This window comes from Lelliottia sp. AC1 (genome assembly GCF_023278595.1).
GTDB lineage: Bacteria > Pseudomonadota > Gammaproteobacteria > Enterobacterales > Enterobacteriaceae > Enterobacter > Enterobacter nimipressuralis.
Genome location: NZ_CP025699.1, coordinates 3,701,910 through 3,726,287, shown reverse-complemented (window position 1 = coordinate 3,726,287; position 24,378 = coordinate 3,701,910). Strand labels below are relative to the sequence as shown.

Genomic DNA, 24,378 nt, shown 5'->3' with positions numbered 1-24,378 from the left:
GGAATAAATTCTAAGCCCGGTAAGCGTAGCGCTACCGGGCTTTTTTACATCAAAAATCCATCTTCACCGTAAACTGCACTTCACGCGGATCGCCAATCTGGTTCCCCAGGTTATTGGTGCCAATCGACGACGTGTAATAAGTCTTATCAAACAGGTTTTTCACGTTCAGCTGGAGCGTCAACGGATACTGCAGCTTCAGTTTGTACGCGGCAAAAGCGTCGGCCACCACGTAGCCCGGCAGATAATAATCCGCGCCGTTGGTGGCGGAGCGACGACTCACGCCATGCCCGCCGCCGCCGAGCGTCAGGGTATTCCCGCCGATCACATTGTTAATGTCGTAAGTCAGGAACAGAGAACCTGTGTGACGCGGCACGTTTGGCAGCGGTTTACCGGCGTAATCCGGATCTTCCAGCACCTTCGCGTCCGTGTAGCCATAGCTGGCGATCACATTGGTGTTCTCGGTTAACCGGCCTGCCAGATCCACTTCCACGCCCTGCGAACGCACACGCCCGGCGGTTTTCGCCACCGTCTCATCACCGACGCTCTCGGTGTAAAGCACGTTGCGTTTATGGATATCAAACAGCGCGATATTAGCGGTAATCCCGTCGAACAGGTCAAACTTCGCGCCCACTTCGTAGGCATTGGATGTTTCCGGCGGCAGGTTACCAATGTAGCTGGCGATAGACGACTGCGGCATAAACGTCTGCGAGTAGTTGGCGAACAGCGACACCGACGGCGTGAGCTTGTAAACCAGCCCCGCTTTCGGCGTCCACTGGTCGTCGTGGCTGTCGGTATTGACGTTAAACGGACGGCCTTTTCCCGCATACTGCGTGTAGGACTGATAGCGCAGGCCGGTGACGGCGATCCATTTATCCGTCAGATAGAGGGCATCCTGCACGTAGGCGGAATAGCTCTCCTGCTTAATGGTCTGATCGCTGTCCGACGCTGACACGGTCGTGCATTTGCTCAGATTGCCGTAGGACGGGTTGTAAATATTGAAATCTTTAACGTTCTTACAGCGGATCATATCCGTGCGCAGCAGATCGTAATTCTCATAAGAGACGCCGGTCAGGATCTCATTGTAAAACCCGGCAATATCCACATTCCCCTGCAGATCCGCACGCGTGGAGTGCATGCGCTGAGTCGAGCCTTGCGTGGCGTCCACGCGGCGGGTCAGATTGCCGGTGGCGGAATCGTAGGCCATCACGCGCGCCTGGTTATCCGTGTATTTATCCTGGCTAAAGCTGTAGTCGAATTTGGCGGTCCACTGGCTGTTGAGACGGTACTCCGCGTTCAGCTGGGCCAGATCGGATTCACCGTCGGTAATGTTGAACGGTTCGTCAAAGCGCGTCTTGCGATCCACATCGACCGGCTGTTTGGTCGTTAAATCGAAGATCGTTCCGCGATCGAATGGCGTCTGATAATCGCGATGAGAATAGAGCACCGTGACGGTGGCATCATCGCCAAACCAGGTCAGAGACGGCGCGATAAAGGTGCTGCGCTCTTTGCCGAAATTACGCCAGTAATCCTCTTTCTGATACTCACCCGTCAGGCGATACGCCAGACGTGTACCTTCAATCGGTCCGGTCACATCGAGCTGCCCGGTGCCGCCGCCAAAGCTGGTGGAGGTCGCCGAGATCGAACCGCCGAACTCTCTTTCCGGGCGCTTCGTCACCACGTTAATCAGCCCGCCAGGATCGAGGATCCCGTACAGCGTCGACGCCGGGCCTTTCAGCACTTCGACGCGCTCCGTCGAAGCGTTAAAGCTGCGGGGCAGCACGGTGCGCAGGCCGTTGGTCATGATCGACCCGTCACGGTTTGCGCCAAAACCACGGCGCACAAACGCATCCTGCGTCCCGCCAAGGGTGTTGGTTTGCACCACGTTGCTGACGTTGTACAGCGCCTCGTCGAGCGTGGTGGCGTGCTGATCTTCCAGCACCTGATCGCTCACGGTATTGACCACCTGCGGGATGTCCAGCATCGGCATAGTCGTGAGCGTGGCGGTGGAGGTGTTCAGCGGCTGATAGCCGTTAGTGGCATCGGTTTTCGCGGAAGGATCGGCGGTGACGGTCAGCGTTTCGCCGTCTTTCGCGGTGGTGCTGTCAGCCGCCTGCGCCAGCGGCGCGAGGAACAGCAGTGAAAAGAGCGCGCGCCCTTTAATCCCAGAGAATGAAGGTGTGTACATAGCCATTGGATCTGTTTTCCCGAAATACCCGCGCATGGTCGCGAGTGAAGATGGTGTGTCATTGCCCGTAAAGCGCTACCCGTTTGCCTGTGCGGAGTCGGGTATGTAATTGAGAATCATTCAATCATGCAGGAATGTAGTAGTAAATGGAAAAAAGCAAAATTCGGCTACAGCAAAAAATCGCTTGATCTGGGATGCCTGTAAAAAAAGTAATTAACTGAAAATAATCAATTAATGACTTTTGTGTTACATGCGTATCGGTCGACTAATCCCTGGTTTTTCCAGGGTGTTTATCCCCTTGACTACTACATGGCGCAGCGGCAAACTCACAAAAGAGAATGAGATTTATTTTTATTTATTTGTTATTTGATTAAGTTGGCGCACACGTGGCTCATAACGCGACAAAGCAGGGGTTGGTTGTCGAAAACCTCTCTGCTGGCTATCAGAAAAAAATCATCGTCGATGATATTTCCCTCACTATCCCTTCTGAAAAAATGACCGTGCTGGTCGGGGCGAACGGCTGCGGGAAATCGACGCTTCTCAGTACGATGGCGCGCCTGTTACAGCCGATGGGCGGCGCGGTGCTGCTCGACGGCAAAGTCCTGCACGATCAGCCAACCAAAGCAGTTTCACGCGAACTGGGCATTCTGCCGCAGTCGCCTTTGCTGCCGGAAGGGCTGACGGTGTTTGAGCTGGTCTCGCGCGGGCGTTTTCCCTGGCAGAATTTTATGCGCCAGTGGACCGATGCCGACGAACAGGCCGTGGAAGAGGCGCTGCGTCTGACCGGCACGCAAGCCTTCGCCCATCTGCCCGTCGAGAGTCTCTCGGGCGGTCAGCGCCAGCGCTGCTGGATCGCAATGGCGCTGGCGCAGCAAACACCAGTGATTCTACTGGACGAGCCGACGACTTTTCTCGATCTGCGCTATCAGGTGGAGATCCTCGAACTCCTGCACGATCTCACCCGTCACCACGGCCGGACGGTGGTGGTAGTCCTCCACGATCTGAACTTTGCGGTGAACTACGGCGATACGCTGGTCTTCTTACGCGAAGGCAAAGTGCAGGGCGTGCTTCATGAGGGCGACGTCTGCACGCCGGAACTCATCAAAACGGTGTTTGATGTCGATGTGCAAATGTCGATCAACCCAATGACCGGCAAACCGTTCTTTATCCCGTTTCGTCGCGGTAGCGAAAAAGCATGATGCGCACAGGACTGGCTTCTGCCCTGTTTTTGGCGCTGCTGCTTATGGGCGCGATTATCCATCTGGGCCTCGGCGCGCGGTTTATCGCCCCGCAGACCGTGGTGCAGGCGTTTCTGGCGTTTGACCCGCGCAACTTCGATCACAATGTGATCATCAACCTGCGCCTGCTGCGTCTGGCGGCAGCGCTTACTACCGGCGCTGCGCTTGGCGTGGCGGGTGTACTGCTGCAGGCGGTGATCCGCAATCCACTGGGTGAACCGCATATTCTGGGGCTAAACGCCGGAGCCGCACTGGCAGTGGTTTTAACCAGCGCCCTCGGGCTGGCGCTGCCGTTTGGGCGGCCGCTGATTGCGGCGGCGGGCGCGGCACTCCTGTTCCTGCTGGTGCTCGCGCTGTCGTCTGCCGGTCGCACTGGCCTGACGCCGATGAAAGTGACGCTCTGCGGCGTGGCGCTGTCGGCTTTCGCCTCATCCATCACCGCAGCGGTGCTGATTCTTGATGAACAAACCCTGCTGGCGATGCGCACCTGGCTGGCGGGCGATCTGGCAGGATTAAGCTGGGCGGCCACGCAAAACGCCGCCTGGGTCGCGGCGGCCGGATTGGCCCTTTCCATAGCCATTTCACCTTCCCTGAACATGCTGGCGCTGGGCGATCGTATGGCGCAGGGGCTAGGCGTGTCCCTTATCCGCACGCGGATACTCGCGCTGATCGCCATCGCGTTACTGTGCGGTGCCGCCGTGTCGATCGCCGGGCCGATTGGGTTTATCGGCCTCGTCGTTCCGCAGCTGATTCGCCGTCTGGTGTCGGTGGATTTGCGCGTCATGGTGCCGCTCTCGGCCTGCTGCGGCGCGCTGGTGTTACTGCTGGCAGATATCGCCGCGCGCACCCTGTTTATACCCCACGAACTGGCGACCGGCGTGATGACCGCGCTGGTGGGCGCGCCCGTGTTTATTCTGATTGCCGCGAGGATGTTCCGATGAGCCGGGCCGTGCTGCACGCCGAATTACGCCCGCTGCGTTGGGGCCGATTTTCAACCCTAATCCGCCCCAAAGCGCTGGTGTGGTTAGCTGTTTTAACCGCGTTGATCTCCGCGCTGCTGGTCATGGGCTTGACCCAAGGCACACTTCCGGTTCCTACCTCAGACGTGGCCCGCGCGCTGTTTTCTCCTGACGCTCTTAGCCCCGACGCGCGCTACATCGTGCAGGATATCCGTCTGCCGCGCCTGCTGATGGCTGTGCTCTGTGGGGCGATGCTGGGCATGGCGGGTGCGGCGATGCAGTCCATCACCCGCAACGGTCTGGCCGATCCGGGGCTGATCGGCGTGAAAGAGGGGTGTAGCGTGGCGGTACTGCTGCTGATTTTCCAGTTCCCGGCGATGTCGGTGTTCTGGCGTCCGGTCGTGGGGATGGCGGGCGGCTTGATGACGGCGCTGCTGGTGGTGGTGCTCGCCCGCGATATTTCTCGTCCGCGTTTTATCCTGATTGGCATCGGCGTCTCCTGGACCTTCGCCGCTGGAATGGGCGTCTTTATGACGACGGCAGACGTGCGCGACGTGCAGACCGCGCTGCTGTGGCTGGCTGGTAGCCTGCATGCCGCCAGCTGGCCGCTGGTGAGCGTGGCGGCAGGCTGGTCGCTGCCCGGGTTTACGCTGCTGCTGTTAACGGCCCGCGCGGCAGATGTCGCGCTGCTCGGTAACCAGACGGCCACCGGGCTGGGTGTGCGCACCGCACGTCTGGCCCTGATTCGCGTGCTGGCCCCGGTGCTGCTGACGGCCGCCTGTGTGTCATGCGTCGGGAGCATTGGATTTGTCGGTTTGATTGCGCCGCACATGGCGCGTTTTCTGCTGCGCGGCGGCCAGACCACGTTGCTTGTGGGCAGTGCGGCGCTGGGCGCGCTGCTGGTTCTGCTGGCAGATAATGTCGGGCGGCTGGCGTTTCTGCCGCTGCAACTGCCTGCGGGCATTGTTATCTCGCTGATTGGCGGGCCGTTTTTCCTGGTGCTGCTCTGGGCGCGCCGGGACCGGTTTTAAAAGGGGAGTGTTATGCGCGTAGTGTTAATGTTGCTGTTGCTGGCGGGGTTTTCCGCAAGCGCCGCTGAACCTGTTCAGACCTTTACCGACGATCTGGGGCGCACGGTCACGGTGCCGCTACACCCGAAACGCATCGTGTCGCTGCACGATCTCGACATCACCATTCCGCTGATTGAACTCGGCATGCCGCCGGTGGCGAGCCACGGACGTACGCGCCCGGACGGCAGCCATTTTATTCGCTCCGGCGGGCTGCTAACGGGCGTGGATTTCGATAACTCTGCGATTCAGTTTATCGGCACTGCGGATATCGATATTGAAGCCATCGCCGCCGCCAGGCCGGATCTGATCATCACCGAACCAACCCGCAATACGCCTGTCGCGATGCTGGAGAAAATCGCGCCGACGGTGAGCATCGATCACCTCGACGGCGGGGCGCCGGAAATCTACCGCAAGCTGGCGCAGTTAACCGGCACGCAGGCACGGCTGAAAATTCTTGAACGTCGCTACCAGGAGCAGATCAAGGCGCTAAAAGCGACGATTGATACGCACAAAATCAGCGTCGCGGTGATTCAGGCTAATCAGGGAAAAATCACTGTGATGCACAGCTATCACTCTTTAGGGCGCGTACTGCGTGATGCCGGATTCACCTTCCCGAAACTCATCGACGCGATTCCTGAAGGCGAGCGTATCGACGTCAGCGCTGAGCGTCTGCCGGAGCTGGATGCGGATTTCGTCTTCGCCACCTGGCGCGGCGATACGGGCGGTAAACCGCAGGATGAGCTGGCAGCGATGGAGGCGGTGATGCCCGGCTGGTGTCAGTTTCTTAATGCCTGTCGCACCGGACATTACGTGCTGATCTCACGCGAGGAGGCGATCTCCAACTCCTTTGCCTCGCTGGGATTAATGGCAGCGCAGGTGCAGTCACAAATCGCCGGGCGTCCGCTGCCGGAGGCGAAATGATCAGAAAAGACAAATCGCGGGTCGATCTCTACGGCGAGCGTTTTCGTGCTCGCGGGCATCAGCTGACGCCGCGTCTGCTGCTGGTGGCCAGCTACATCAACGACAATCGCGAAGCGGTGATGGAGCAGACGGCGATGGAAATTGCCGCGCTGCTGAAAACCTCTGATGCCACCGTGGTGCGGGCGATTCAGGCGCTGGGCTTTGCCGGTTTACGCGACCTCAAACAGACGCTTGAGCACTGGCTTGGCCCCACGCTCAGCTCCAGCGAAAAGATCACCACCACGGTGAAAGCGCTGACCAGTGACGTCAATTCCAGCATCGATTTCGTCCTCGAAGGGCATCAGCACACCTGCGAAGTGCTGTCTGAACCGGCCAACCGCTACGCCCTGGCGCAGGCGGTGGCGTTGCTGGGCGAAGCGCGGCAGGTGGCGATTTTTGGCATCGGCGCGTCGGGAATTCTGGCGGAATACACCGCGCGACTGTTCAGCCGCATTGGCCTGCCGGCGACGGCACTGAACCGCACCGGAATTAACCTTGCCGAGCAGCTGATCGAACTCCAGCGCGGGGATGTGCTGGTAATGATGGCGCAAAAATCCGCGCACCGGGAAGGGCAGACGACCCTTCGCGAAGCCCGGCGTCTGGGGATCCCAACCATCCTGCTCACCAACGCCGTCGATTCGCGTTTCAGTAAAGAGGCGAGCGTGGTGATCCACGTTCCGCGCGGCAATGAGAAAGGCAAAATCCCGCTGCATGGTACGGTGATGCTGTGCCTGGAGATGATTGTGCTGTCGGTGGCCTCCACCGCGCCGCAGCGCACGATTAAGTCCATGAAGCGTATCAATGAATTTCACCGTGGATTAAAGCCCGGTAAGAAAAGCGCGTGAAGCTGCCGGGCAAAATACCGCTTAATGGCCCGAATGATTTTTCCGGTACTGAAGGGGTGTCTCGCCGATGCCCTTCCTGAAGGCGCTGATAAAATAGGTCACGTCAGAAAACCCGACCCGCGCACCGATATCCCGCACGCTCTCTTCGCTGTGTAACAGGCATTCACAGGCTTTTCGCAGCCGCAGCGTATTCAGGTAATCATGAATTTTCTCGCCCGTTTCCAGATGGAATTTGCGGGAAACGTAGCTGCGGGATTTGCCCAGTTCCGTCGCCAGCGCATCGAGGCTAAATTTAACCTGATAGTTCTCATCCAGCCAGAACATCACCTGGCTGGCGATGCCGTTGCTGCTGCCGGGCGCGCCGTCGCTGTCGTCCGGCAGCATGGCAAACAGCGCAATCAGCAGGCTGGCGATGCTTTCACTGTTCATCGGCGGCTGGTAGCAGCTCAGCAGGTGATGGATGTGCACCTGACAGTGAGCAACATCAGCGACCCAGGCCGGCCCGCCGCGTCGTGACAGTTTTTGCAGCCGCTGCTGCGCCTGCGGAAAATCTCGCAGCACTTTCAGCACCGCGTGATGATCGAGATGGATAATGGTACGGCGATAAATCGCTTCGGCCTGTTCATCCACCATCACCTTATGCAGGGTGAACGGCGGGAAGAAAAACAGCCGTCCGGGGCGCATGGTGTAGTGGCGGTTATCGACAATCGCCACGCCAAATCCCTCTTCGACATAGAGAATTTCCAGACACTGATGCCAGTGGTGATAGCGCACAGTATTGGCGAACAGGCGGCTGAACGACACGATGGTGTCATTCAGGGCGATCAGCTCCAGATGGTCGGATTTTGGCGTGTCGCGCATAGTGCAATAAAACTCAACTTTTCCCCGTCTCTTTCTCGTTATAAACCACCTTTTTAAATTTTCTCAACTTCAGGTTTATTCATCTCTCTTCCCTGTGACACGGCTAACATTTCTGAGGGTTATGCATTCACTATTCTTTGCCGCAGATGATTACGAGGACGAGCGTATGTGGGCGGCAAAGAAAGAAACATCAAATCCGTTGTCTTCCCGTCAGGATGTGGTGGCGGAGCTAAATACCCTGTTAGGTGCGCTGGACAAGCAGTTTGCGCCGGACAGTTCACGCATTTCGCTGGGTGATACCTGCGCGCACTACGCGACGGATATTGCCGAAATGGAAGGGCTGTCGCGTGCCCTGTGGGGGCTGTTTCCACTGCTGGCTTCCGGCGAGCGCACCCTTTACAGCGAGAAATACATCACTGCGATTAAACAGGGCACGGACCCGCAAAGCGCCGGTTACTGGGGCGAAACCGCGCCTTACGATCAGCGTCTGGTGGAGATGGCGGCCTATGGCCTTGGGCTTGCGCTGTTGCAGAACCGGCTCACGGATCTCTTCAGCGAGCGGGAGGTGCAGAACCTGCACGCCTGGCTGAATCAGATCACCGATGCTCAAATGCCGGACAGCAACTGGAACTATTTTGCCATTATGGTCCAGCTTGGTTTTAAACGCGCCGGACTGTCGTTCGATCAGTCTGCCATCGATCGTCGCTTTGCGCTGATGGACGCTTACTACCTCGGCGACGGCTGGTATTCCGATGGCGTGGGCCGCCCGAAAGACTATTACATCTCGATGGCGTTCCACTTCTATGGCCTGATCTACGCCACCCTGAGCGGCGACGAGGCGCGGGCCGCAGTGCTGCGCGATCGCGCCCGCCAGTTTGCCGACGATTTTATCTTTATGTCTGCCGCCGACGGGGCATCGATCCCCTTTGGCCGCAGCCTGACCTACCGTTTTGCGATGGTCGCGTTCTGGAGCGCGGTGGCATTTTCTGAACTGGATGTTTTCACGCCGGGCATTGTGAAAGGGATCATTCTGCGTCATCTGCGCTGGTGGCAGCAGCAGCCGATCCTCGATCGCGACGGCATTCTGACGCTCGGTTTTGCCTATCCCAATCTGGCGATGTGCGAGGATTACAACTCGCCGGGATCGCCGTACTGGGCGCTGAAAACCTACCTGATCCTGGCGCTGGGTGAAGATCATCCGTTCTGGCAGGCACAGGAACAGCCTTTGCCGGAACGCGCTGAAAAACACGTTATCTCCAACGCGCAGCAGATCCTGATCCACGCCGACAATTCACAGCACGCGACCCTGCTCACCGCCGGGCAGCTGGAGCTGAACAACTACGTCAACACCGAGGCGAAGTACACCAAATTTGCCTACTCCAGCCGCTTTGGTTTCACCATTGAGCGCGGACGCTACGGCATTAAACACGCGGCCTGCGACTCGATGCTGCTGCTCAGCGATGGCGATAACTATTTCCGGGGTCGCCGCGACTGCGACGCGGTGCGCGTTGATGAGAACTTCATTTTCTCGCGCTGGTCGCCGTGGCACGACGTGCAGATCGACACCTGGCTGGTGCCGTTCGGCGAGTGGCATCTGCGTCTGCATCGCATTAATAGCGCGCGCACCTTGCAGACGGTGGAAGGGGGCTTTGCGGTGATCAAAACGGCGCATCGCCTGCAGGCGCGCGGCTGTGTTCTGAATGCGGAAAATGGCAGCAGCGTGATTGTCGATCTGTCGCCCGATCTTTCGCGCCAGCCCGACAGCATCGTTACGCCGCCGAACAGCAGCGTGATGTTTGCGCAATGCGCATCGATTCCTGTGCTTGCCACACAACTCCCGGCCGGGGAAAGCTGGCTCTGCTGCGCTGTCACCGCTTCCGGGGAGCAGAAAAACTACGCGGTCACGCCGCAGCTGAAAATAAACAATAACCAGGTCGTGATTCACGAACCGGGCAGCGAACGTCAGTTGTCGTTCTTTATATAAACACTCTGGACCCTACCTGTTGGCGAGGATTCTATGAAAATCAGCTCAACGAATAAAACCGAATATTACAAAATCAGTACCTTTATTTTTCTCTATTTCTTTACCTGGTCGGCCAGTATTGGCCTGCTGGCCATCTGGCTCGGCCAAAAAGCGAACCTGAGCGGTTCGGTGATTGGTACGGTATTTGCGGTTAACGGTGTCTTCTCCGTTATTCTGAAACCTATTTACGGCTATATTCTCGATAAAATCGGGATGAGCAAATATCTGCTCTATTTTGTAGTGGCCATGTCGGCCCTGATGGCACCGTTCTTTATTTACGTCTATCAGCCGCTGTTGATGTCCAACACCCTGCTCGGGATTATTATCGGTGCGCTCTATTTAAGCTTTGCCTGGTATGCGGGCGTGGCGGCGTGCGAATCCTATTCCGATCGCTTTAGCCGGTTGAACGGCATGGAGTTTGGTCAGATTCGTATGTGGGGTTCCCTCGGCTGGGCGGTGGCGTCATCCTTCTCCGGCCTGCTGTTTAACCTCTCTCCGGCGTATAACTTTATTATGGGCAGTGTCGCGTCGGTCATCATGCTGATTGTATTGCTAAACCTGAAAGTGAACACTAACTCCGTTCATGCCGGGGAGGTGCTGACCAAAGAGAAAATCGCGCCGTCGGACGTCTACGCGCTGCTGCGTAACCGCAAGTTTTGGGCCTTCTGCCTGTATGTGGCGGGCGTGGCGTGGATGATGTTTATTGCTGAGCAGCAGTTCTCGCGCTACTTCGTCACCTTCTTCGACGATGTGCATCAGGGCAACGCGGTCTTTGGCTATCTGGGCACGGTACAGTCGGGGATGGAATTCCTGATGTATATGGTGATCCCGCTGTTCGTTAACTTTATAGGTGCCAAACGCGGATTATTAATTGTGGGATTAGTGGTGGGCGCACGCCTGATTATTTCCGGCATGTGCGATTCCCACCTGTTAATTTCGATTCTGAAACCGTTATACGGCCTGGAAATCTGTCTGCTGCTGGTGTCGGTATTTAAATATATCGCCGAGCATTTCGACAAACGCGTCAACGCCACCATGTATTTATTAGGCTATCAGGCGATGCTGTATGTCGGAAATGTGGTGGTCTCATCGCCTGCCGGATATATGTATGACCGTATCGGCTTTGAGCAGACTTATATCATCATGGGTGCCACGGCGCTGACATTTACCCTTATTTCTGCCTTTACCTTATCCGCCTGCCAGAGCAAATGGCGCGGCGCGCAGGCCATCAACATCGCAGAACAAAATCCATCACGCTAATTTTTGCTGTCAAAGAAGGAACCGAAATATGTTAAATCGTATCGCAGAGGAACGCCTGTCCGATATTCCTGCACCCGTTGATGCGCGCGTGTTCAGTGATGAATTAAGCTCGGCGCGGGATCATGTCCTCGAACTGATTAGCCGTCATTTAACGGAGTTCGGTGAAAAATTCCCGGCTGAAACCTGTGTAGAGGGCTTTTATCCCCTGACGGAAAACGTGGAGTGGACCACCAGTTTCTGGACCGGGCAGCTTTGGCTGGCGTGGGAGATGAGCGGTGACGAGAAATTCCGTGCGCTGGCCGAGAAAAACGTCCGCTCGTTTGGCCTGCGCATCGCCGGGCGAAATGATACCAATACCCACGATTTAGGCTTCCTCTATACCCTGTCGTGCGTGGCGGCCTGGCGTCTGACGGGCAATCGCGAGGCGCGTGGTTTCTCGCTGCTGGCCGCCGAAGCGCTGCTTGAGCGCTTCCACGAGAAGGCGAAGATCATCCAGGCGTGGGGCGATCTGTCCGACCCGGAGCAGGCCGGACGAATGATCATCGACTGCAACATGAACCTGCCGTTGCTCTACTGGGCGACGGAGCAGACCGGCGATCCGCGCTTTGCCGACGCGGCGGAAGCGCACGTCATGCAGGCGGCGACCTATCTGATCCGCGAGGACGCGTCGACGTTCCACACCTACTACATGGACGTTAAAACCGGTGCGCCGCGCTACGGCAATACGCAGCAGGGCTACGCGGATGACTCCTGCTGGTCGCGCGGGCAGGCATGGGGAATTTACGGTTTCCTGCTGAGCTACATCTATACCGGCGACGAGACGATGATCGCCTTGTCGAAACGGCTGGCGAACTATTTCCTGAATCGTCTGCCGGAGGATTATGTTTGTCACTGGGATCTGGCGCTCGTGGGCACCGATGCCCTGCGCGATTCATCGTCGGCGGCGATTGCGGTGTGCGGCCTGCTGGAGCTTGTGAAGCACCTGCCGGTGACGGACCCGGATCGCGAGCGCTATCTGGAGTGGGCGAAAGGGATGATGTCATCGTTGACCCGTCACTATCTGATGGGTAAAGACGAGAAGGGTAACGGGCTGCTGAAGCACTCGGTTTACCATCTGGCGAGCAATAAAGGCGTGGATGAGTGCGCGAGCTGGGGGGATTACTTCTACGTGGAGGCGCTGGTGCGTTTTACTCAGAGCTGGAAGTTGTACTGGTAATAAAAAAGCCCGGTGGCGCTAAGCTTACCGGGCCTCTGGCTCAGGTTTTGAATGCCGGGTAAACGCGGTGTCGCCCGGCAAAATACAAAAACTTAAACCCCTTGCTCCAGAATACGGATATGCGTTTCCAGAACGTTCCCTTTCACCGCTTCGCTCCACGCTTTCATGTGCGCGGTTTGCAGATGCGCTTCCAGGTGTGCCACGGTTTCCCACAGTTCAACCATGATGATCGAATCGGGCGCGGTGGTCTGGAAGCTTACGCCTGCGGCAGCGTCAACCATCGGCGCGTAGCCGTGGCAGCCTTCTTCTTTCAGAACGGTCGGGATAATTTTCACGAATTCATCCAGCACCGCCTGACGGTGATGTTGACCTGGACGAGTGCGAATTTCAGCAATGACGGTAAGCATGGTTAACTCCTTCTCTACCCGGCATACTTCAAGTTGCAGCTGCGTTGGCTGCAACTTGAATTAATTGGGTCTTAATTGAATAACCAGTTAAGCAAAAATCTCAGCCAGATGCTTGCGATATTCTGCGATATAGCGCGGCACGTCCGGCATTTTAATCACGTCGTTGACGATAAAGGTCGGCAGTGGCTCCAGCGCCAGGAACTGGTTGGCTTTATGGAACGGCAGGTAAGCCCCGTCCACGCCAACGCCGTGGAAGAACTGATCTTCATCGGTGAAGGCATCCAGCGGCGCGTTCCAGGTCAGGGACAGCATGTATTTTTTACCGTGCAGCAGACCACCGGAACCGTATTTTTTAGAGGCGTCGGAACGGGTGCGGCCATCGCTGGCGTACAGAGAACCGTGACCTTCGGTGAAGACATCGTCCATGTACTTTTTGACGGTCCACGGTGCGCCCATCCACCAGCCTGGCATCTGCCAGACAATCACGTCGGCCCACAGGAAATTCTGCACTTCGGTTTTGACGTCGTAATCGCTGTCGGCGCGAACCACTTTAACATCATGCCCGGCGTCGCGCAGGAAACCATCCGCGACCTCGGTCAGGGTGTCATTCAGTTGGCCGTTAGAGTGGGCGAATTTTTTCGCACCGTTGATAATCAGAATGTTGCTCATAATTTGTCCTCAGACTGGCAAGTTTGGCAGTCATGTTACCCGTAATAACGGTGCGGAAAAATGAGCAAAATGTGCAAAGTCTTTTGCTTATAGCGCAATAATCCAACTACCAGCTTACTGTCACTTCAAACCCACCTTCGCGCGCGTTGGCGAGCGTTACCCGCATGCCGTGCAGCGTCGCGATGCGTTTGACGATGGATAATCCCAGCCCGCTGCCGGTCTGCTCCTGGCCCGGAGGACGATAAAAACGCTCGCCGATGCGCGCCAGCGCGTCCGGCGAAATCCCCGGCCCGTTGTCGCGCACGGTAAAACTCTGCGCATCCAGCGTGACATCGACCACGCTTCCACGCGGGCTGTAGCGCACGGCGTTATCCAGCAGGTTGCGCACCAGCAGGCTCAGCAGCAGCGGCTGGCCGGCGCGCGCCACCTGAGGCGCGTGAATGTTGAGGCGCAATTCGATGCCCGCCTGCTGCGCCGAATAGTAGCTGTCCATCACCGACGATTGCAGCAGATCGGCCATCGCGATCGTCTGAACATCATCGAGGTTTTCCAGTGAGTCGAGGCGCGACAGCGTGAGGAGCTGATCCACCAGCCGCGAGGCACGGTCGATGCCTGCGTGAAGCTGGTTGAGCGCTTTCGCCTGCGCCTCGGGATCGTCCAGCGACAGTTGCGCCACTTCGGTTTGCACCTTCAGAGCGGTGAGCGGGCTGCGCAGTTCGTGGGCGGCATCTGAGGTAAAGCGCCGCTCGCGGGTCATCATCTCCTGCGTGCGGGCAAAAAGATGGTTCAGGGCGTCGAGCAGCGGGCGCACCTCCGTCGGCAGCCCATCGGTTGCAAGCCGGTCGGTGGCGTCGGGCGAACGACGGCGCAAGGTCAGGGCGAGGTTTTTCAGAGGGCGCAGTTCGCGCGCGAGTAAAACAATCAGCAAAAGCAGCATCAGCGGCAGCGCCACCAGCCAGGGGGTCAACTGCGAAGTGACAATATCCAGCGCCATCTCCTGGCGATACTCCCACTCTTGCCCGACGACAATCCGGTATTTCCCGTTCGGCGCGGTCAGCCACAGGAAACGCCACGCGTCGTTGTCATCCTTCAGCCGCCCGTCGGTAAAACCGTCGCGACGGTAGTGATAAGGAATATCCCGGCCATTTTCGCCGTCGTTCAGCAGCATTTTCCCGTCGCTGGCGTAGATGGCAAACGCCAGCGCGTCGTCATCAAGATGGCCGTGTTTGGCTTTTTTGGGCACATCGCTCATCCGCACCGGCGCGTTAAGCTCGTCGAGATCCATGGTCATCAGCCGTTTGGCAAACAGCATCTGCTGGGTATCGAACAGTTTATCGAGCTTGTGGGTGGTCTGCTGCCAGGCCACCACGCTTGCCGCCAGCCATGCGCCGAGAGACAGCAAGAGAAAAAGTAGCGTCAGGCGCAGTTTCAGGCTTAAGCGTTGTGTCAGTTTCATGCGTCACCCAGGGTATAGCCGATGCCGTGAACGGTGCGGATAAAATGGCTGCCGAGCTTGCGGCGTAAATGGTGAACGTGGACTTCGACGGCGTTGCTGGAGACGTCGTCATCCCAGGTATAGAGCTTTTCTTCGATAAGCTTGCGCGGCAGCACGCGCCCGGCGTTACGCATCAGCAGCTCCAGCAGGGCGAACTCTTTCGGTTTGAGGGCCAGCGTTTCGCCGTTAAGCGTAGCGACCAGGCTTGTGGGGTCCAGCGTCACGTTGCCGTGGCGCAGTTCGCTGCGGGATTTGCCGTGGCTGCGGCGCAGCAGTGCTTCAAGCCGCGCCGCCACTTCGACCAGGGCAAAGGGTTTGCACAGATAGTCGTCCGCGCCGAGACGCAGACCTTCGACGCGCTGATCGAGGGCATCGCGCGCGGTGAGGATCAGCACCGGCTCGCTGCGCCCGTTTTCGCGCCAGTCGCGCAGGATGTCGAGGCCGTCCATGCCCGGCAGCGTCAGGTCGAGTACCACCGCATCGAAAGGGGCGGTATAGAGCGCGGCCTTGCCTGTGCTGCCGTCGGTAAACCAGTCAACGCTAAAGCCCATTTTGCTTAAGCCCGCTTTGATGCCGTCGCCAATCAGCCTGTCGTCTTCTACCAATAAGATGCGCATGTTCCCCTCCTTGATGCTGCGGTTTATGTGCAGTAAACCCCCTGTGACATCATGCTGTACAGCAAAAAAATTTAAATTTTCCCCTTAAGAAGTTGTTAAGGTTTACCCTGTTTAATGGCGTTCTAAACAACATTAAAGGGAGAGATAACGATGAAAAAATTCGCAGCTATTACGGCAATCATGATGATGACAACGGCTCCGGTATTTGCTGCAGAAGGCGGCTTTAACGGTCCATCTGCAACGCCTGCGCAAACCCAAACCCAGCAGGGCGGATTTGTGGACAATAACGCTAACCTGACCACCGCGGCCAAAGTCAAAGATCAGAAGGACGACAGCTGGGTCAAACTGCGCGGTAACATTACCGAGCGCCTGTCCGACGACCGCTACCTGTTCCGCGACACCACCGGTACGGTAAATGTGGAAATTGACCACAAACGCTGGAACGGGCAGACCATCACCCCGCAGGATCAGGTCGAGATTCAGGGTAAGGTCGATAAAGAGTGGAATGAGTTTGAAATCGACGTCAAACAAGTTATCAAACTGAACAAATAATGACGAAAAGGGCCGATTCTGCGGCCCTTTTTCTTTGTGACTCAACTCGTCAGATAGGGTAGTATCTGCGGCAATATTGCCTGAAACCCACAGGTTTCTGAGTTGAGGAATGACATTTAATGAGCGATATGGCAGAGCGCCTCGCGCTACATGAATTCACTGAAAACGCCTATCTGAACTATTCCATGTACGTCATCATGGACAGGGCACTGCCGTTTATCGGCGATGGCCTGAAACCCGTTCAGCGTCGCATCGTTTACGCGATGTCTGAGCTGGGCCTGAACGCCAGCGCCAAATTCAAAAAATCCGCCCGTACCGTGGGTGACGTGCTGGGTAAATACCATCCGCACGGCGATAGCGCCTGTTACGAAGCGATGGTGTTGATGGCGCAGCCGTTCTCCTACCGTTATCCGCTGGTCGATGGCCAGGGAAACTGGGGAGCACCGGACGATCCGAAATCTTTCGCCGCGATGCGTTACACCGAATCGCGCTTATCAAAATATGCAGAACTGCTGCTCGGCGAACTCGGCCAGGGCACGGTGGACTGGGTGCCAAACTTCGACGGCACGATGCAGGAGCCGAAAATGCTGCCTGCCCGTCTGCCGAATATCCTGCTGAACGGCACCACCGGCATCGCGGTTGGCATGGCGACGGATATTCCGCCGCACAACCTGCGCGAAGTGGCGAAAGCCGCCATTACCCTGATTGAACAGCCGAAAACCACGCTGGATGAACTGCTGGATATTGTGCAAGGGCCGGACTATCCGACCGAAGCGGAGATCATCACCTCCCGCGCTGAAATCCGCAAAATCTACCAGAACGGTCGCGGCTCTGTGCGCATGCGCGCGGTGTGGAATAAAGAAGACGGCGCCGTGGTCATTACCGCGTTGCCGCACCAGGTGTCCGGCGCGAAAGTGCTGGAGCAGATCGCCGCCCAGATGCGCAATAAAAAGCTGCCGATGGTCGACGACCTGCGCGACGAATCGGACCACGAAAACCCGACGCGTCTGGTGATTGTCCCACGCTCTAACCGCGTCGATATGGACCAGGTGATGAACCACCTGTTCGCCACTACCGATCTGGAAAAAAGCTACCGCATCAACCTGAACATGATCGGTCTGGATGGTCGTCCGTCGGTGAAAAACCTGCTGGAGATCCTGACTGAGTGGCTGGCGTTCCGTCGCGATACGGTACGCCGTCGTCTGAACTATCGTCTGGAAAAAGTCCTTAAGCGCCTGCATATCCTTGAAGGTTTGCTGGTGGCGTTCCTCAATATCGATGAAGTGATTGAGATCATCCGCACCGAGGACGAGCCGAAGCCCGCGCTGATGTCGCGTTTTGGCATTAGCGAAACCCAGGCTGAAGCCATTCTCGAACTGAAATTGCGCCACCTCGCCAAACTGGAAGAGGTGAAAATTCGCGGCGAACAGAGCGAGCTGGCGAAAGAGCGCGATCAGCTGCAGGCGATTCTGGCGTCAGAACGCAAGATGAGCAATTTGCTGAAGAAAGAGCTGCAGGCGGATGCGGAAGCCTTCGGCGACGACCGTCGTTCACCGCTGCAGGAGCGCGAAGAAGCGAAAGCGATGAACGAGCACGACATGCAGCCGTCTGAGCCGGTGACTATCGTGCTGTCCCAGAGCGGCTGGGTGCGCAGCGCGAAAGGCCACGATATCGACGCGCCGGGGCTGAGCTACAAATCTGGCGATAGCTTCAAATCGGCGGTGAAAGGCAAGAGTAACCAGCCGGTGGTGTTCCTTGATTCGACGGGGCGCAGCTACGCCATCGACCCGATCACGTTGCCGTCGGCGCGCGGGCAGGGCGAGCCAATCACCGGCAAGCTGACGCTGCCACCGGGTGCGACCGTTGATCATATGCTGATGGAAGGTGAAGAGCAGAAACTGCTGATGGCCTCCGACGCCGGCTACGGTTTCATCTGTACCTTCAACGATCTGATTGCCCGTAACCGCGCGGGTAAAGCGATGATCAGCCTGCCGGATAACGCCCACGTTATGCCGCCGCTGGTGATTGAGAACGACAGCGATATGCTGCTGGCGATCACCCAGGCTGGACGGATGCTGATGTTCCCGGTCAGCGACCTGCCGCAGCTGTCGAAAGGCAAGGGCAACAAGATCATCAATATCCCGGCGGCGGAAGCCGCAAAAGGCGAAGACGGTCTGGCGCATCTCTTCATTCTGCCGCCGCAAAGCACGCTGACCATTCATGTCGGCAAGCGTAAGATCAAACTGCGTCCGGAAGAGTTGCAGAAAGTGGTGGGCGAGCGCGGGCGTCGCGGCTCGCTGATGCGCGGGCTGCAGCGTATCGACCGCGTGGAGATTGACTCTCCACTGCGTGCGAAATCGGGCGATAGCGAAGAGTAATGTGCCTCTCCCCCTCCGTTCGGGAGGGGGTTCTCGCTAAAATTATCTGTCTTTACACAAAGTCCTTACCTGGCTGGCATTGGAGTATATAATTGTCAGCTGTTAGGGCTTCTGAGGTCGCTATGCTATTCATTGTTCGTGCAATTCTCACCGTTATCTACTGCATTCTGGTCTGCGTGTTCGGCTGCATTTACTGCCTGTTCAGCCCGCGTAACCCGAAGCATGTCTCCACCTTTGGCCGCATGTTTGGTCGACTGGCGCCGCTGTATGGCCTGAAGGTCGAAACCCGCTTGCCGGAAGGCGCAGAAAATTTCGGCAACGCCATCTATATCGGTAATCATCAGAATAACTACGATATGGTCACCGCCGCGAACATCGTGCTGCCGCCAACGGTCACGGTGGGTAAAAAGAGCCTGCTGTGGGTGCCGTTCTTCGGCCTGCTGTACTGGCTCACGGGTAACTTGCTGATCGATCGTAATAACCGCGCCAAAGCGCACAGCACCATTGCCGAAGTGGTCAATCACTTTAAGAAACGCAAAATCTCTATCTGGATGTTCCCGGAAGGGACGCGCAGCCGTGGTCGCGGCCTGCTACCGTTTAAAACTGGCGCGTTTCACGCCGCAATTGCTGCAGGTGTGCCAATTATTCCTGTGTGTGTTTCCAATACTTCGAATAAAATTAACCTTAACCGCCTGAAAAACGGGCTGGTAATTGTTGAGATGCTGCCACCCGTGGACACCAGCAAATACGGTAAAGACCAGGTGCGTGAACTGGCTGCCCATTGCCGTGAGCTGATGGCGCGTCAAATCGAAGTGCTCGACAAAGAAGTCGCAGAGAGAGAAGCCTCCGGCAAGATTTAACCGGAGTTTCAGGGAAATGAATTCCCGCGTTTTATCGTCGTTTCACATGGAGCAAATATGTCACTCAGTCGGCGTCAGTTTATTCAGGCTTCGGGAATCGCCCTTTGTGCTGGCGCGGTTCCGCTGACAGCCAACGCCGCCGGGCAGCAACAGCCGCTGCCCATTCCGTCGTTACTGGAATCTCGTCGTGGGCAACCGCTTTTCCTCACCATGCAGCGCACACACTGGTCCTTTACCCAGGGCACGCGCGCATCGGTCTGGGGGGTGAATGGCCGCTATCTCGGGCCGACGATCCGCGTCTGGAGCGGGGATGACGTAAAGCTCATTTACAGCAACCGCCTGGCGGAAAACGTCGCCATGACCATCAGCGGATTGCAGGTCCCCGGCCCACTGATGGGCGGCGCGGCGCGCATGATGACGCCGAGCGCTGACTGGGCACCCGTACTGCCGATTCGCCAGAGTGCCGCGACATTGTGGTATCACGCGAACACGCCAAACCGCACAGCGCAGCAGGTCTACAACGGTCTGGCCGGAATGTGGCTGGTGGAAGACGACGTGAGTAAATCGCTGCCGATCCCGAACCACTACGGTGTCGATGATTTCCCGGTCATCATTCAGGACAAACGCCTCGATAACTTTGGCTCGCCGGAGTACAGCGAGCCGGGCAGCGGCGGTTTTGTCGGCGATACGCTAATGGTGAACGGCGCGCAAAGCCCGTACGTCGAAGTCTCTCGCGGCTGGGTCCGTCTGCGTCTGCTGAATGCGTCCAACTCCAGGCGCTATCAGCTGCAGATGAGCGATGGTCGCGCGCTGCATGTGATCTCCGGCGATCAGGGCTTTTTACCTGCACCGGTTTCCGTTAAACAGCTGGCGCTGGCGCCGGGTGAACGGCGTGAAATCCTCGTCGATATGACCAACGGGGATGAAGTGTCGATTACCTGCGGCGAGGCGGCGAGCATCGTGGATCGTATTCGCGGCTTCTTTGAGCCGTCGAGCATTCTGGTGTCTACGCTGGTGTTGACCCTGCGTCCGACAGGCCTGTTACCGCTGGTGACGGACAGCCTGCCGATGCGTTTGTTGCCGGAGGAGATCCTGAGCGGGACGCCGGTGCGCAGTCGTGATATCAGCCTTGGCGACGATCCGGGGATCAACGGTGCGCTGTGGGACGTCAATCGTATTGATATTACAGCGCAGCAGGGCACCTGGGAGCGCTGGACGGTGCGTGCAGAGATGCCGCAGGCGTTTCATATCGAAGGGGTGAGTTTCCTGATCCGTAACGTCAACGGTGCGATGCCGTTCCCGGAAGATCGCGGCTGGAAAGATACGGTCTGGGTCGATGGGCAGGTAGAGCTGCTGGTCTACTACGGGCAGCCTTCATGGCCGCACTTCCCGTTCCTGTTCCACAGCCAGACGCTGGAGATGTCAGATCGCGGTTCCGTAGGGCAACTGCTGGTGAATCCGCTGGCCTAGCACGCTTTTACAGGCCGGGCGGTGGCTTCGCCTTACCCGGCTTACAGAATCCGCGAACCCAGGCACGCTAAGCGCAGCGCTAGCGGGCGAGCGACGGAAATGCCCGCATAATACCCCTTCATTTCATGTATAAATCCAGCGTATAATCCCCGCCCTTTGTCTATTTTTTCTTCGGAAGCATTATGAGCGCAATATCCCTGATCCAGCCGGATCGAGACCTCTTCTCCTGGCCCCAATACTGGGCAGCCTGCTTCGGACCGGCGCCATTCCTGCCGATGTCCCGCGAAGAGATGGACCAACTGGGCTGGGACAGCTGCGATATTATTCTGGTGACGGGCGATGCATACGTCGATCACCCGAGCTTCGGCATGGCCATTTGTGGCCGTATGCTGGAGGCGCAAGGCTTCCGCGTAGGGATCATCTCCCAGCCAGACTGGAACAGCAAAGACGCGTTCATGAGCCTCGGCAAACCCAACCTGTTCTTCGGTGTTACCGCCGGGAACATGGACTCGATGATCAACCGCTACACCGCCGATCGCAAACTGCGCCACGACGATGCCTACACCGCCGATAACGTCGCCGGTAAGCGTCCGGATCGCGCCACGCTGGTGTATACCCAGCGCTGCAAAGAAGCATGGAAAGACGTGCCGGTCATCCTGGGGGGAATCGAAGCGAGCCTGCGCCGTACCGCGCACTACGATTACTGGTCTGATACCGTGCGCCGTTCGGTGCTGGTGGATTCCAAAGCCGATATGCTGATTTTCGGCAATGGCGAGCGTCCGCTGGTGGAAGTGGCGCACCGTCTGGCGCAGGGCGAACCTGTCGCTAACATCCGCGACGTGCGTAACACGGCGATCATGGTGAAAGAAGCGCTGCCGGGCTGGAGCGGGGTGGATTCCCGTATCATCGACATGCCGGGCAAAATCGACCCGATCCCGCACCCGTATGGCGAAGATCTGCCGTGTGCGGACAACAAACCGGTTGAACCGAAGAAAGCCGAAGCCAAAGCCGTAGTCGTGCAGCCGCCGCGCCCAAAACCGTGGGAAAAAACCTACGTTCTGCTGCCGTCCTTTGAAAAAGTGAAAGGCGACAAGGTGCTTTACGCGCACGCGTCACGCATTCTGCATCATGAAACTAACCCAGGCTGCGCACGTGCGCTGATGCAAAAGCACGGCGAGCGCTATATCTGGGTTAACCCGCCAGCCATTCCGCTCTCAACCGAAGAGATGGACAGCGTGTTTGCACTGCCGTACAAACGCGTGCCGCATCCTTCCTATGGCAATAGCCGAATTCCTGCCTACGAGATGATCCGCTTCTCGATCAACATCATGCGCGGCTGCTTCGGCGGCTGCTCGTTCTGTTCGATCACCGAGCACGAAGGGCGCATTATTCAGAGCCGCTCTGAGGATTCGATCGTTAACGAGATCGAAGCCATTCGCGACACGGTTCCGGGCTTTACCGGCGTGATCTCCGATCTGGGCGGCCCGACCGCCAACATGTATATGCTGCGCTGCAAATCACCGCGCGCGGAGCAGACCTGCCGCCGTCTGTCGTGCGTCTATCCGGATATTTGTCAGCACATGGACACCAACCACGAGCCGACGATCAACCTGTACCGTCGCGCCCGCGATCTAAAAGGCGTCAAAAAGATCCTGATCGCCTCCGGCGTGCGTTACGACATCGCCGTGGAAGATCCGCGCTACATCAAAGAGCTGGCGACCCATCACGTTGGCGGCTATCTGAAGATCGCCCCTGAGCATACGGAAGAAGGCCCGCTGTCGAAGATGATGAAGCCGGGCATGGGCAGCTACGATCGCTTTAAAGAGCTGTTTGACACCTATTCGAAACAGGCGGGTAAAGAGCAGTACCTGATTCCGTATTTCATCTCTGCGCACCCTGGTACGCGCGATGAGGATATGGTGAATCTGGCCCTGTGGCTGAAGCAGCGTCGTTTCCGTCTCGATCAGGTGCAGAACTTCTATCCGTCGCCGCTCGCTAACTCGACGACCATGTATTACACCGGCAAGAACCCGCTGAGTAAAATTGGTTACAAGAGTGAAGATGTGGTGGTGCCGAAAGGTGACAAACAGCGTCGACTGCATAAAGCACTGCTGCGCTATCACGATCCGGCCAACTGGCCGCTGATCCGTCAGGCGCTGGAGGATATGGGTAAAAAGCATCTGATTGGCTCGCGCCGCGAATGCCTGGTGCCCGCGCCGACGCTCGATGAGATGCGCGAAGCGCGTCGCCAGAACCGCAATACCCGTCCGGCACTGACCAAACACACGCCTGTTGCGCATCAGCGCCAGACGCCGGCGGCGAACAAAAAACGCGGGAAAGTGGCAGGGCGCTAAGCCTGTCGCCCGGCAATAAAAAAGCCCGACGTTTGTCGGGCTTTTGAACGAGGGTATTACCCCCCAAACTGATCCGGATCTGGCCCCAAACGCTTGCCCTGATCCAGCTTCGCTATCTCGCTTAACTCCTCTTTATCCAGGCGGAAATCCCAGACGTCGAAGTTCTCGGCGATACGCGCCGGGGTGACCGATTTCGGGATCACCACCAGACCGCTGTCCAGATGCCAGCGAATGACGATCTGCGCGGCGGTTTTGCCGTACTTCTCGGCCAGGTCGCGAATAATTTTCTGATCGAACACGCCTTCGCCGCCCTGAGCCAGCGGGCTCCAGGATTCGGTCTGAATTTTGTGCGTGGCGTTCCAGGAGTGCAGCTGACGCTGCTGCATGAGCGGATGCAGCTCAATCTGGTTGATCACCGGCGCGACGCCCGTTTCATCAATCAGCCGCTGCAGATGATGGATCTGGAAATTACAGACGCCAATGCTCTTCACCAGCCCCTCTTTTTGCAGATCGATCAGACCTTTCCAGGCCTCAACGTAGTGATCGATTGCCGGAACCGGCCAGTGCATCAGATAGAGATCGACGAAATCGAGCTGAAGTTTTTCCAGGCTTTCCAGCAGGGCTTCGCGTGGGCGTTTCTGGTCGTCGTTCCACAGTTTAGTGGTGATGAATAACTCATCGCGCGGGATGCTGGCGCTGGCCAACGCTTTGCCGACGCCGTCTTCATTTTTGTACGCGGCGGCGGTATCGATAGACCGATAGCCGACTTCCAGTGCTTTGTGAATGGCGGACACGACCTCGTCATTACCGGCTTTCCATACGCCCAGTCCCAGCTGGGGCATGACGTTGCCGTCCTGAAGCTTAATTACGGTTTGGTTTGCCATTTTTCCTCCTCCATTTGCTCATCACCGGGGGTGTCCCCGGTGATGTGGTGTGCATTAAGTCTGGACGAAATGTCA

The 24,378-nt window shown here is 57.5% G+C and carries 19 protein-coding genes and 1 pseudogene; 13 read left to right on the top strand and 7 right to left on the bottom strand.

Annotated features, from left to right (window positions below; all coding sequences use genetic code 11):
• Positions 1-49: 49 nt before the first annotated feature.
• Positions 50-2,191: a TonB-dependent siderophore receptor gene (locus C0560_RS17615; RefSeq protein ID WP_248859191.1), complete on the bottom strand. Its 2,142-nt coding sequence runs from the start codon at positions 2,189-2,191 to the stop codon at positions 50-52.
• Between the two features lie 380 nt (positions 2,192-2,571).
• On the opposite strand from C0560_RS17615, the gene C0560_RS17610 reads away from it, so the two are divergent.
• From C0560_RS17610 to C0560_RS17590, 5 genes are read left to right on the top strand one after another with little or no spacing between them, the layout of a single operon-like run.
• Positions 2,572-3,384, top strand: coding sequence for an ABC transporter ATP-binding protein (locus C0560_RS17610; protein WP_248859190.1), 813 nt, complete (start codon positions 2,572-2,574; stop codon positions 3,382-3,384).
• Positions 3,381-4,364 (top strand): iron ABC transporter permease, encoded by a 984-nt coding sequence (locus C0560_RS17605; protein WP_248859189.1) that lies wholly within the window; start codon positions 3,381-3,383, stop codon positions 4,362-4,364. The genes C0560_RS17610 and C0560_RS17605 overlap by 4 nt, the downstream gene beginning before the upstream one ends.
• The gene (locus tag C0560_RS17600) at positions 4,361-5,413 is read left to right on the top strand and encodes an iron ABC transporter permease (protein ID WP_248859188.1); all 1,053 of its coding nucleotides are present in this window, start codon (positions 4,361-4,363) and stop codon (positions 5,411-5,413) included. Before C0560_RS17605 ends, C0560_RS17600 begins: the two co-directional genes overlap by 4 nt.
• A 12-nt stretch (positions 5,414-5,425) precedes the next feature.
• Positions 5,426-6,373, top strand: coding sequence for an ABC transporter substrate-binding protein (locus C0560_RS17595; protein WP_248859187.1), 948 nt, complete (start codon positions 5,426-5,428; stop codon positions 6,371-6,373).
• The gene (locus tag C0560_RS17590) at positions 6,370-7,257 is read left to right on the top strand and encodes a MurR/RpiR family transcriptional regulator (protein ID WP_248859186.1); all 888 of its coding nucleotides are present in this window, start codon (positions 6,370-6,372) and stop codon (positions 7,255-7,257) included. Before C0560_RS17595 ends, C0560_RS17590 begins: the two co-directional genes overlap by 4 nt.
• A 21-nt stretch (positions 7,258-7,278) precedes the next feature.
• Here the strand turns inward: C0560_RS17590 and C0560_RS17585 are convergent, their stop codons facing one another.
• Positions 7,279-8,118, bottom strand: coding sequence for an AraC family transcriptional regulator (locus C0560_RS17585; RefSeq protein WP_248859185.1), 840 nt, complete (start codon positions 8,116-8,118; stop codon positions 7,279-7,281).
• Positions 8,119-8,284: 166 nt separating this feature from the next.
• Here C0560_RS17585 and C0560_RS17580 point away from each other — a divergent pair, with 166 nt between their 5' ends.
• From C0560_RS17580 to C0560_RS17570, 3 genes are read left to right on the top strand one after another with little or no spacing between them, the layout of a single operon-like run.
• Positions 8,285-10,102 carry a DUF2264 domain-containing protein gene (locus C0560_RS17580; protein ID WP_123428425.1) on the top strand — a complete coding sequence of 606 codons (1,818 nt, stop codon included), beginning with the start codon at positions 8,285-8,287 and terminating at the stop codon, positions 10,100-10,102.
• A gap of 33 nt (positions 10,103-10,135) precedes the next feature.
• Positions 10,136-11,401 (top strand): oligosaccharide MFS transporter, encoded by a 1,266-nt coding sequence (locus C0560_RS17575; protein WP_100778906.1) that lies wholly within the window; start codon positions 10,136-10,138, stop codon positions 11,399-11,401.
• A gap of 28 nt (positions 11,402-11,429) precedes the next feature.
• Positions 11,430-12,617 carry a glycoside hydrolase family 88 protein gene (locus C0560_RS17570; protein ID WP_248859184.1) on the top strand — a complete coding sequence of 396 codons (1,188 nt, stop codon included), beginning with the start codon at positions 11,430-11,432 and terminating at the stop codon, positions 12,615-12,617.
• A gap of 92 nt (positions 12,618-12,709) precedes the next feature.
• On the opposite strand, the gene C0560_RS17565 is transcribed toward C0560_RS17570, so the two are convergent.
• The 4 genes from C0560_RS17565 to qseB form a co-directional block, all read right to left on the bottom strand.
• Positions 12,710-13,024, bottom strand: a complete 315-nt coding sequence (locus C0560_RS17565) for a putative quinol monooxygenase (RefSeq protein ID WP_100778908.1) — start codon at positions 13,022-13,024, stop codon at positions 12,710-12,712.
• Positions 13,025-13,111: 87 nt separating this feature from the next.
• Positions 13,112-13,693 (bottom strand): NAD(P)H-dependent oxidoreductase, encoded by a 582-nt coding sequence (locus tag C0560_RS17560; RefSeq protein ID WP_100778909.1) that lies wholly within the window; start codon positions 13,691-13,693, stop codon positions 13,112-13,114.
• A gap of 106 nt (positions 13,694-13,799) precedes the next feature.
• Complete coding sequence (qseC, locus tag C0560_RS17555) at positions 13,800-15,149, bottom strand: quorum sensing histidine kinase QseC (protein ID WP_181826877.1); 1,350 nt, start codon at positions 15,147-15,149, stop codon at positions 13,800-13,802.
• Positions 15,146-15,805: a quorum sensing response regulator transcription factor QseB gene (qseB, locus tag C0560_RS17550; protein ID WP_102104774.1), complete on the bottom strand. Its 660-nt coding sequence runs from the start codon at positions 15,803-15,805 to the stop codon at positions 15,146-15,148. The genes qseC and qseB overlap by 4 nt, the downstream gene beginning before the upstream one ends.
• 150 nt (positions 15,806-15,955) lie before the next feature.
• Between qseB and C0560_RS17545 the strand changes: the two genes are divergently transcribed.
• The 5 genes and pseudogenes from C0560_RS17545 to C0560_RS17525 form a co-directional block, all read left to right on the top strand.
• The gene (locus tag C0560_RS17545) at positions 15,956-16,357 is read left to right on the top strand and encodes a YgiW/YdeI family stress tolerance OB fold protein (RefSeq protein ID WP_100778912.1); all 402 of its coding nucleotides are present in this window, start codon (positions 15,956-15,958) and stop codon (positions 16,355-16,357) included.
• Positions 16,358-16,476: 119 nt separating this feature from the next.
• Positions 16,477-18,735, top strand: a complete 2,259-nt coding sequence (parC, locus tag C0560_RS17540; RefSeq protein ID WP_100778913.1) for a DNA topoisomerase IV subunit A — start codon at positions 16,477-16,479, stop codon at positions 18,733-18,735.
• A 122-nt stretch (positions 18,736-18,857) separates the two neighbouring features.
• A complete protein-coding gene (gene plsC / locus C0560_RS17535) occupies positions 18,858-19,595 on the top strand; it encodes a 1-acylglycerol-3-phosphate O-acyltransferase (protein ID WP_100778914.1) in 738 nt (245 codons plus the stop codon).
• A 57-nt stretch (positions 19,596-19,652) separates the two neighbouring features.
• Positions 19,653-21,065 (top strand): cell division protein FtsP, encoded by a 1,413-nt coding sequence (gene ftsP / locus C0560_RS17530; RefSeq protein ID WP_181826876.1) that lies wholly within the window; start codon positions 19,653-19,655, stop codon positions 21,063-21,065.
• Positions 21,066-21,185: 120 nt separating this feature from the next.
• Positions 21,186-23,416 (top strand): annotated as a pseudogene (locus C0560_RS17525) (YgiQ family radical SAM protein); the annotation flags it as partial.
• Positions 23,417-23,475: 59 nt separating this feature from the next.
• Here the strand turns inward: C0560_RS17525 and dkgA are convergent.
• On the bottom strand, positions 23,476-24,303 hold the full coding sequence (gene dkgA, locus C0560_RS17520; protein WP_100778917.1) for a 2,5-didehydrogluconate reductase DkgA: 828 nt from the start codon (positions 24,301-24,303) through the stop codon (positions 23,476-23,478).
• Positions 24,304-24,378 lie beyond the last annotated feature (75 nt).

Bases quoted from the DNA above. Each gene is read 5' to 3' on its own strand.
- C0560_RS17590 (WP_248859186.1), top strand. From the start codon at position 6,370: ATGATCAGAAAAGACAAATCGCGGGTCGATCTCTACGGCGAGCGTTTT.
- C0560_RS17595 (WP_248859187.1), top strand. From the start codon at position 5,426: ATGCGCGTAGTGTTAATGTTGCTGTTGCTGGCGGGGTTTTCCGCAAGC.
- C0560_RS17565 (WP_100778908.1), bottom strand. From the start codon at position 13,024: ATGCTTACCGTCATTGCTGAAATTCGCACTCGTCCAGGTCAACATCAC.
- C0560_RS17575 (WP_100778906.1), top strand. From the start codon at position 10,136: ATGAAAATCAGCTCAACGAATAAAACCGAATATTACAAAATCAGTACC.
- dkgA (WP_100778917.1), bottom strand. From the start codon at position 24,303: ATGGCAAACCAAACCGTAATTAAGCTTCAGGACGGCAACGTCATGCCC.
- C0560_RS17560 (WP_100778909.1), bottom strand. From the start codon at position 13,693: ATGAGCAACATTCTGATTATCAACGGTGCGAAAAAATTCGCCCACTCT.
- plsC (WP_100778914.1), top strand. From the start codon at position 18,858: ATGCTATTCATTGTTCGTGCAATTCTCACCGTTATCTACTGCATTCTG.
- C0560_RS17570 (WP_248859184.1), top strand. From the start codon at position 11,430: ATGTTAAATCGTATCGCAGAGGAACGCCTGTCCGATATTCCTGCACCC.
- qseC (WP_181826877.1), bottom strand. From the start codon at position 15,149: ATGAAACTGACACAACGCTTAAGCCTGAAACTGCGCCTGACGCTACTT.
- C0560_RS17600 (WP_248859188.1), top strand. From the start codon at position 4,361: ATGAGCCGGGCCGTGCTGCACGCCGAATTACGCCCGCTGCGTTGGGGC.
- ftsP (WP_181826876.1), top strand. From the start codon at position 19,653: ATGTCACTCAGTCGGCGTCAGTTTATTCAGGCTTCGGGAATCGCCCTT.
- C0560_RS17585 (WP_248859185.1), bottom strand. From the start codon at position 8,118: ATGCGCGACACGCCAAAATCCGACCATCTGGAGCTGATCGCCCTGAAT.
- C0560_RS17545 (WP_100778912.1), top strand. From the start codon at position 15,956: ATGAAAAAATTCGCAGCTATTACGGCAATCATGATGATGACAACGGCT.
- C0560_RS17605 (WP_248859189.1), top strand. From the start codon at position 3,381: ATGATGCGCACAGGACTGGCTTCTGCCCTGTTTTTGGCGCTGCTGCTT.
- C0560_RS17580 (WP_123428425.1), top strand. From the start codon at position 8,285: ATGTGGGCGGCAAAGAAAGAAACATCAAATCCGTTGTCTTCCCGTCAG.
- qseB (WP_102104774.1), bottom strand. From the start codon at position 15,805: ATGCGCATCTTATTGGTAGAAGACGACAGGCTGATTGGCGACGGCATC.
- parC (WP_100778913.1), top strand. From the start codon at position 16,477: ATGAGCGATATGGCAGAGCGCCTCGCGCTACATGAATTCACTGAAAAC.
- C0560_RS17615 (WP_248859191.1), bottom strand. From the start codon at position 2,191: ATGGCTATGTACACACCTTCATTCTCTGGGATTAAAGGGCGCGCGCTC.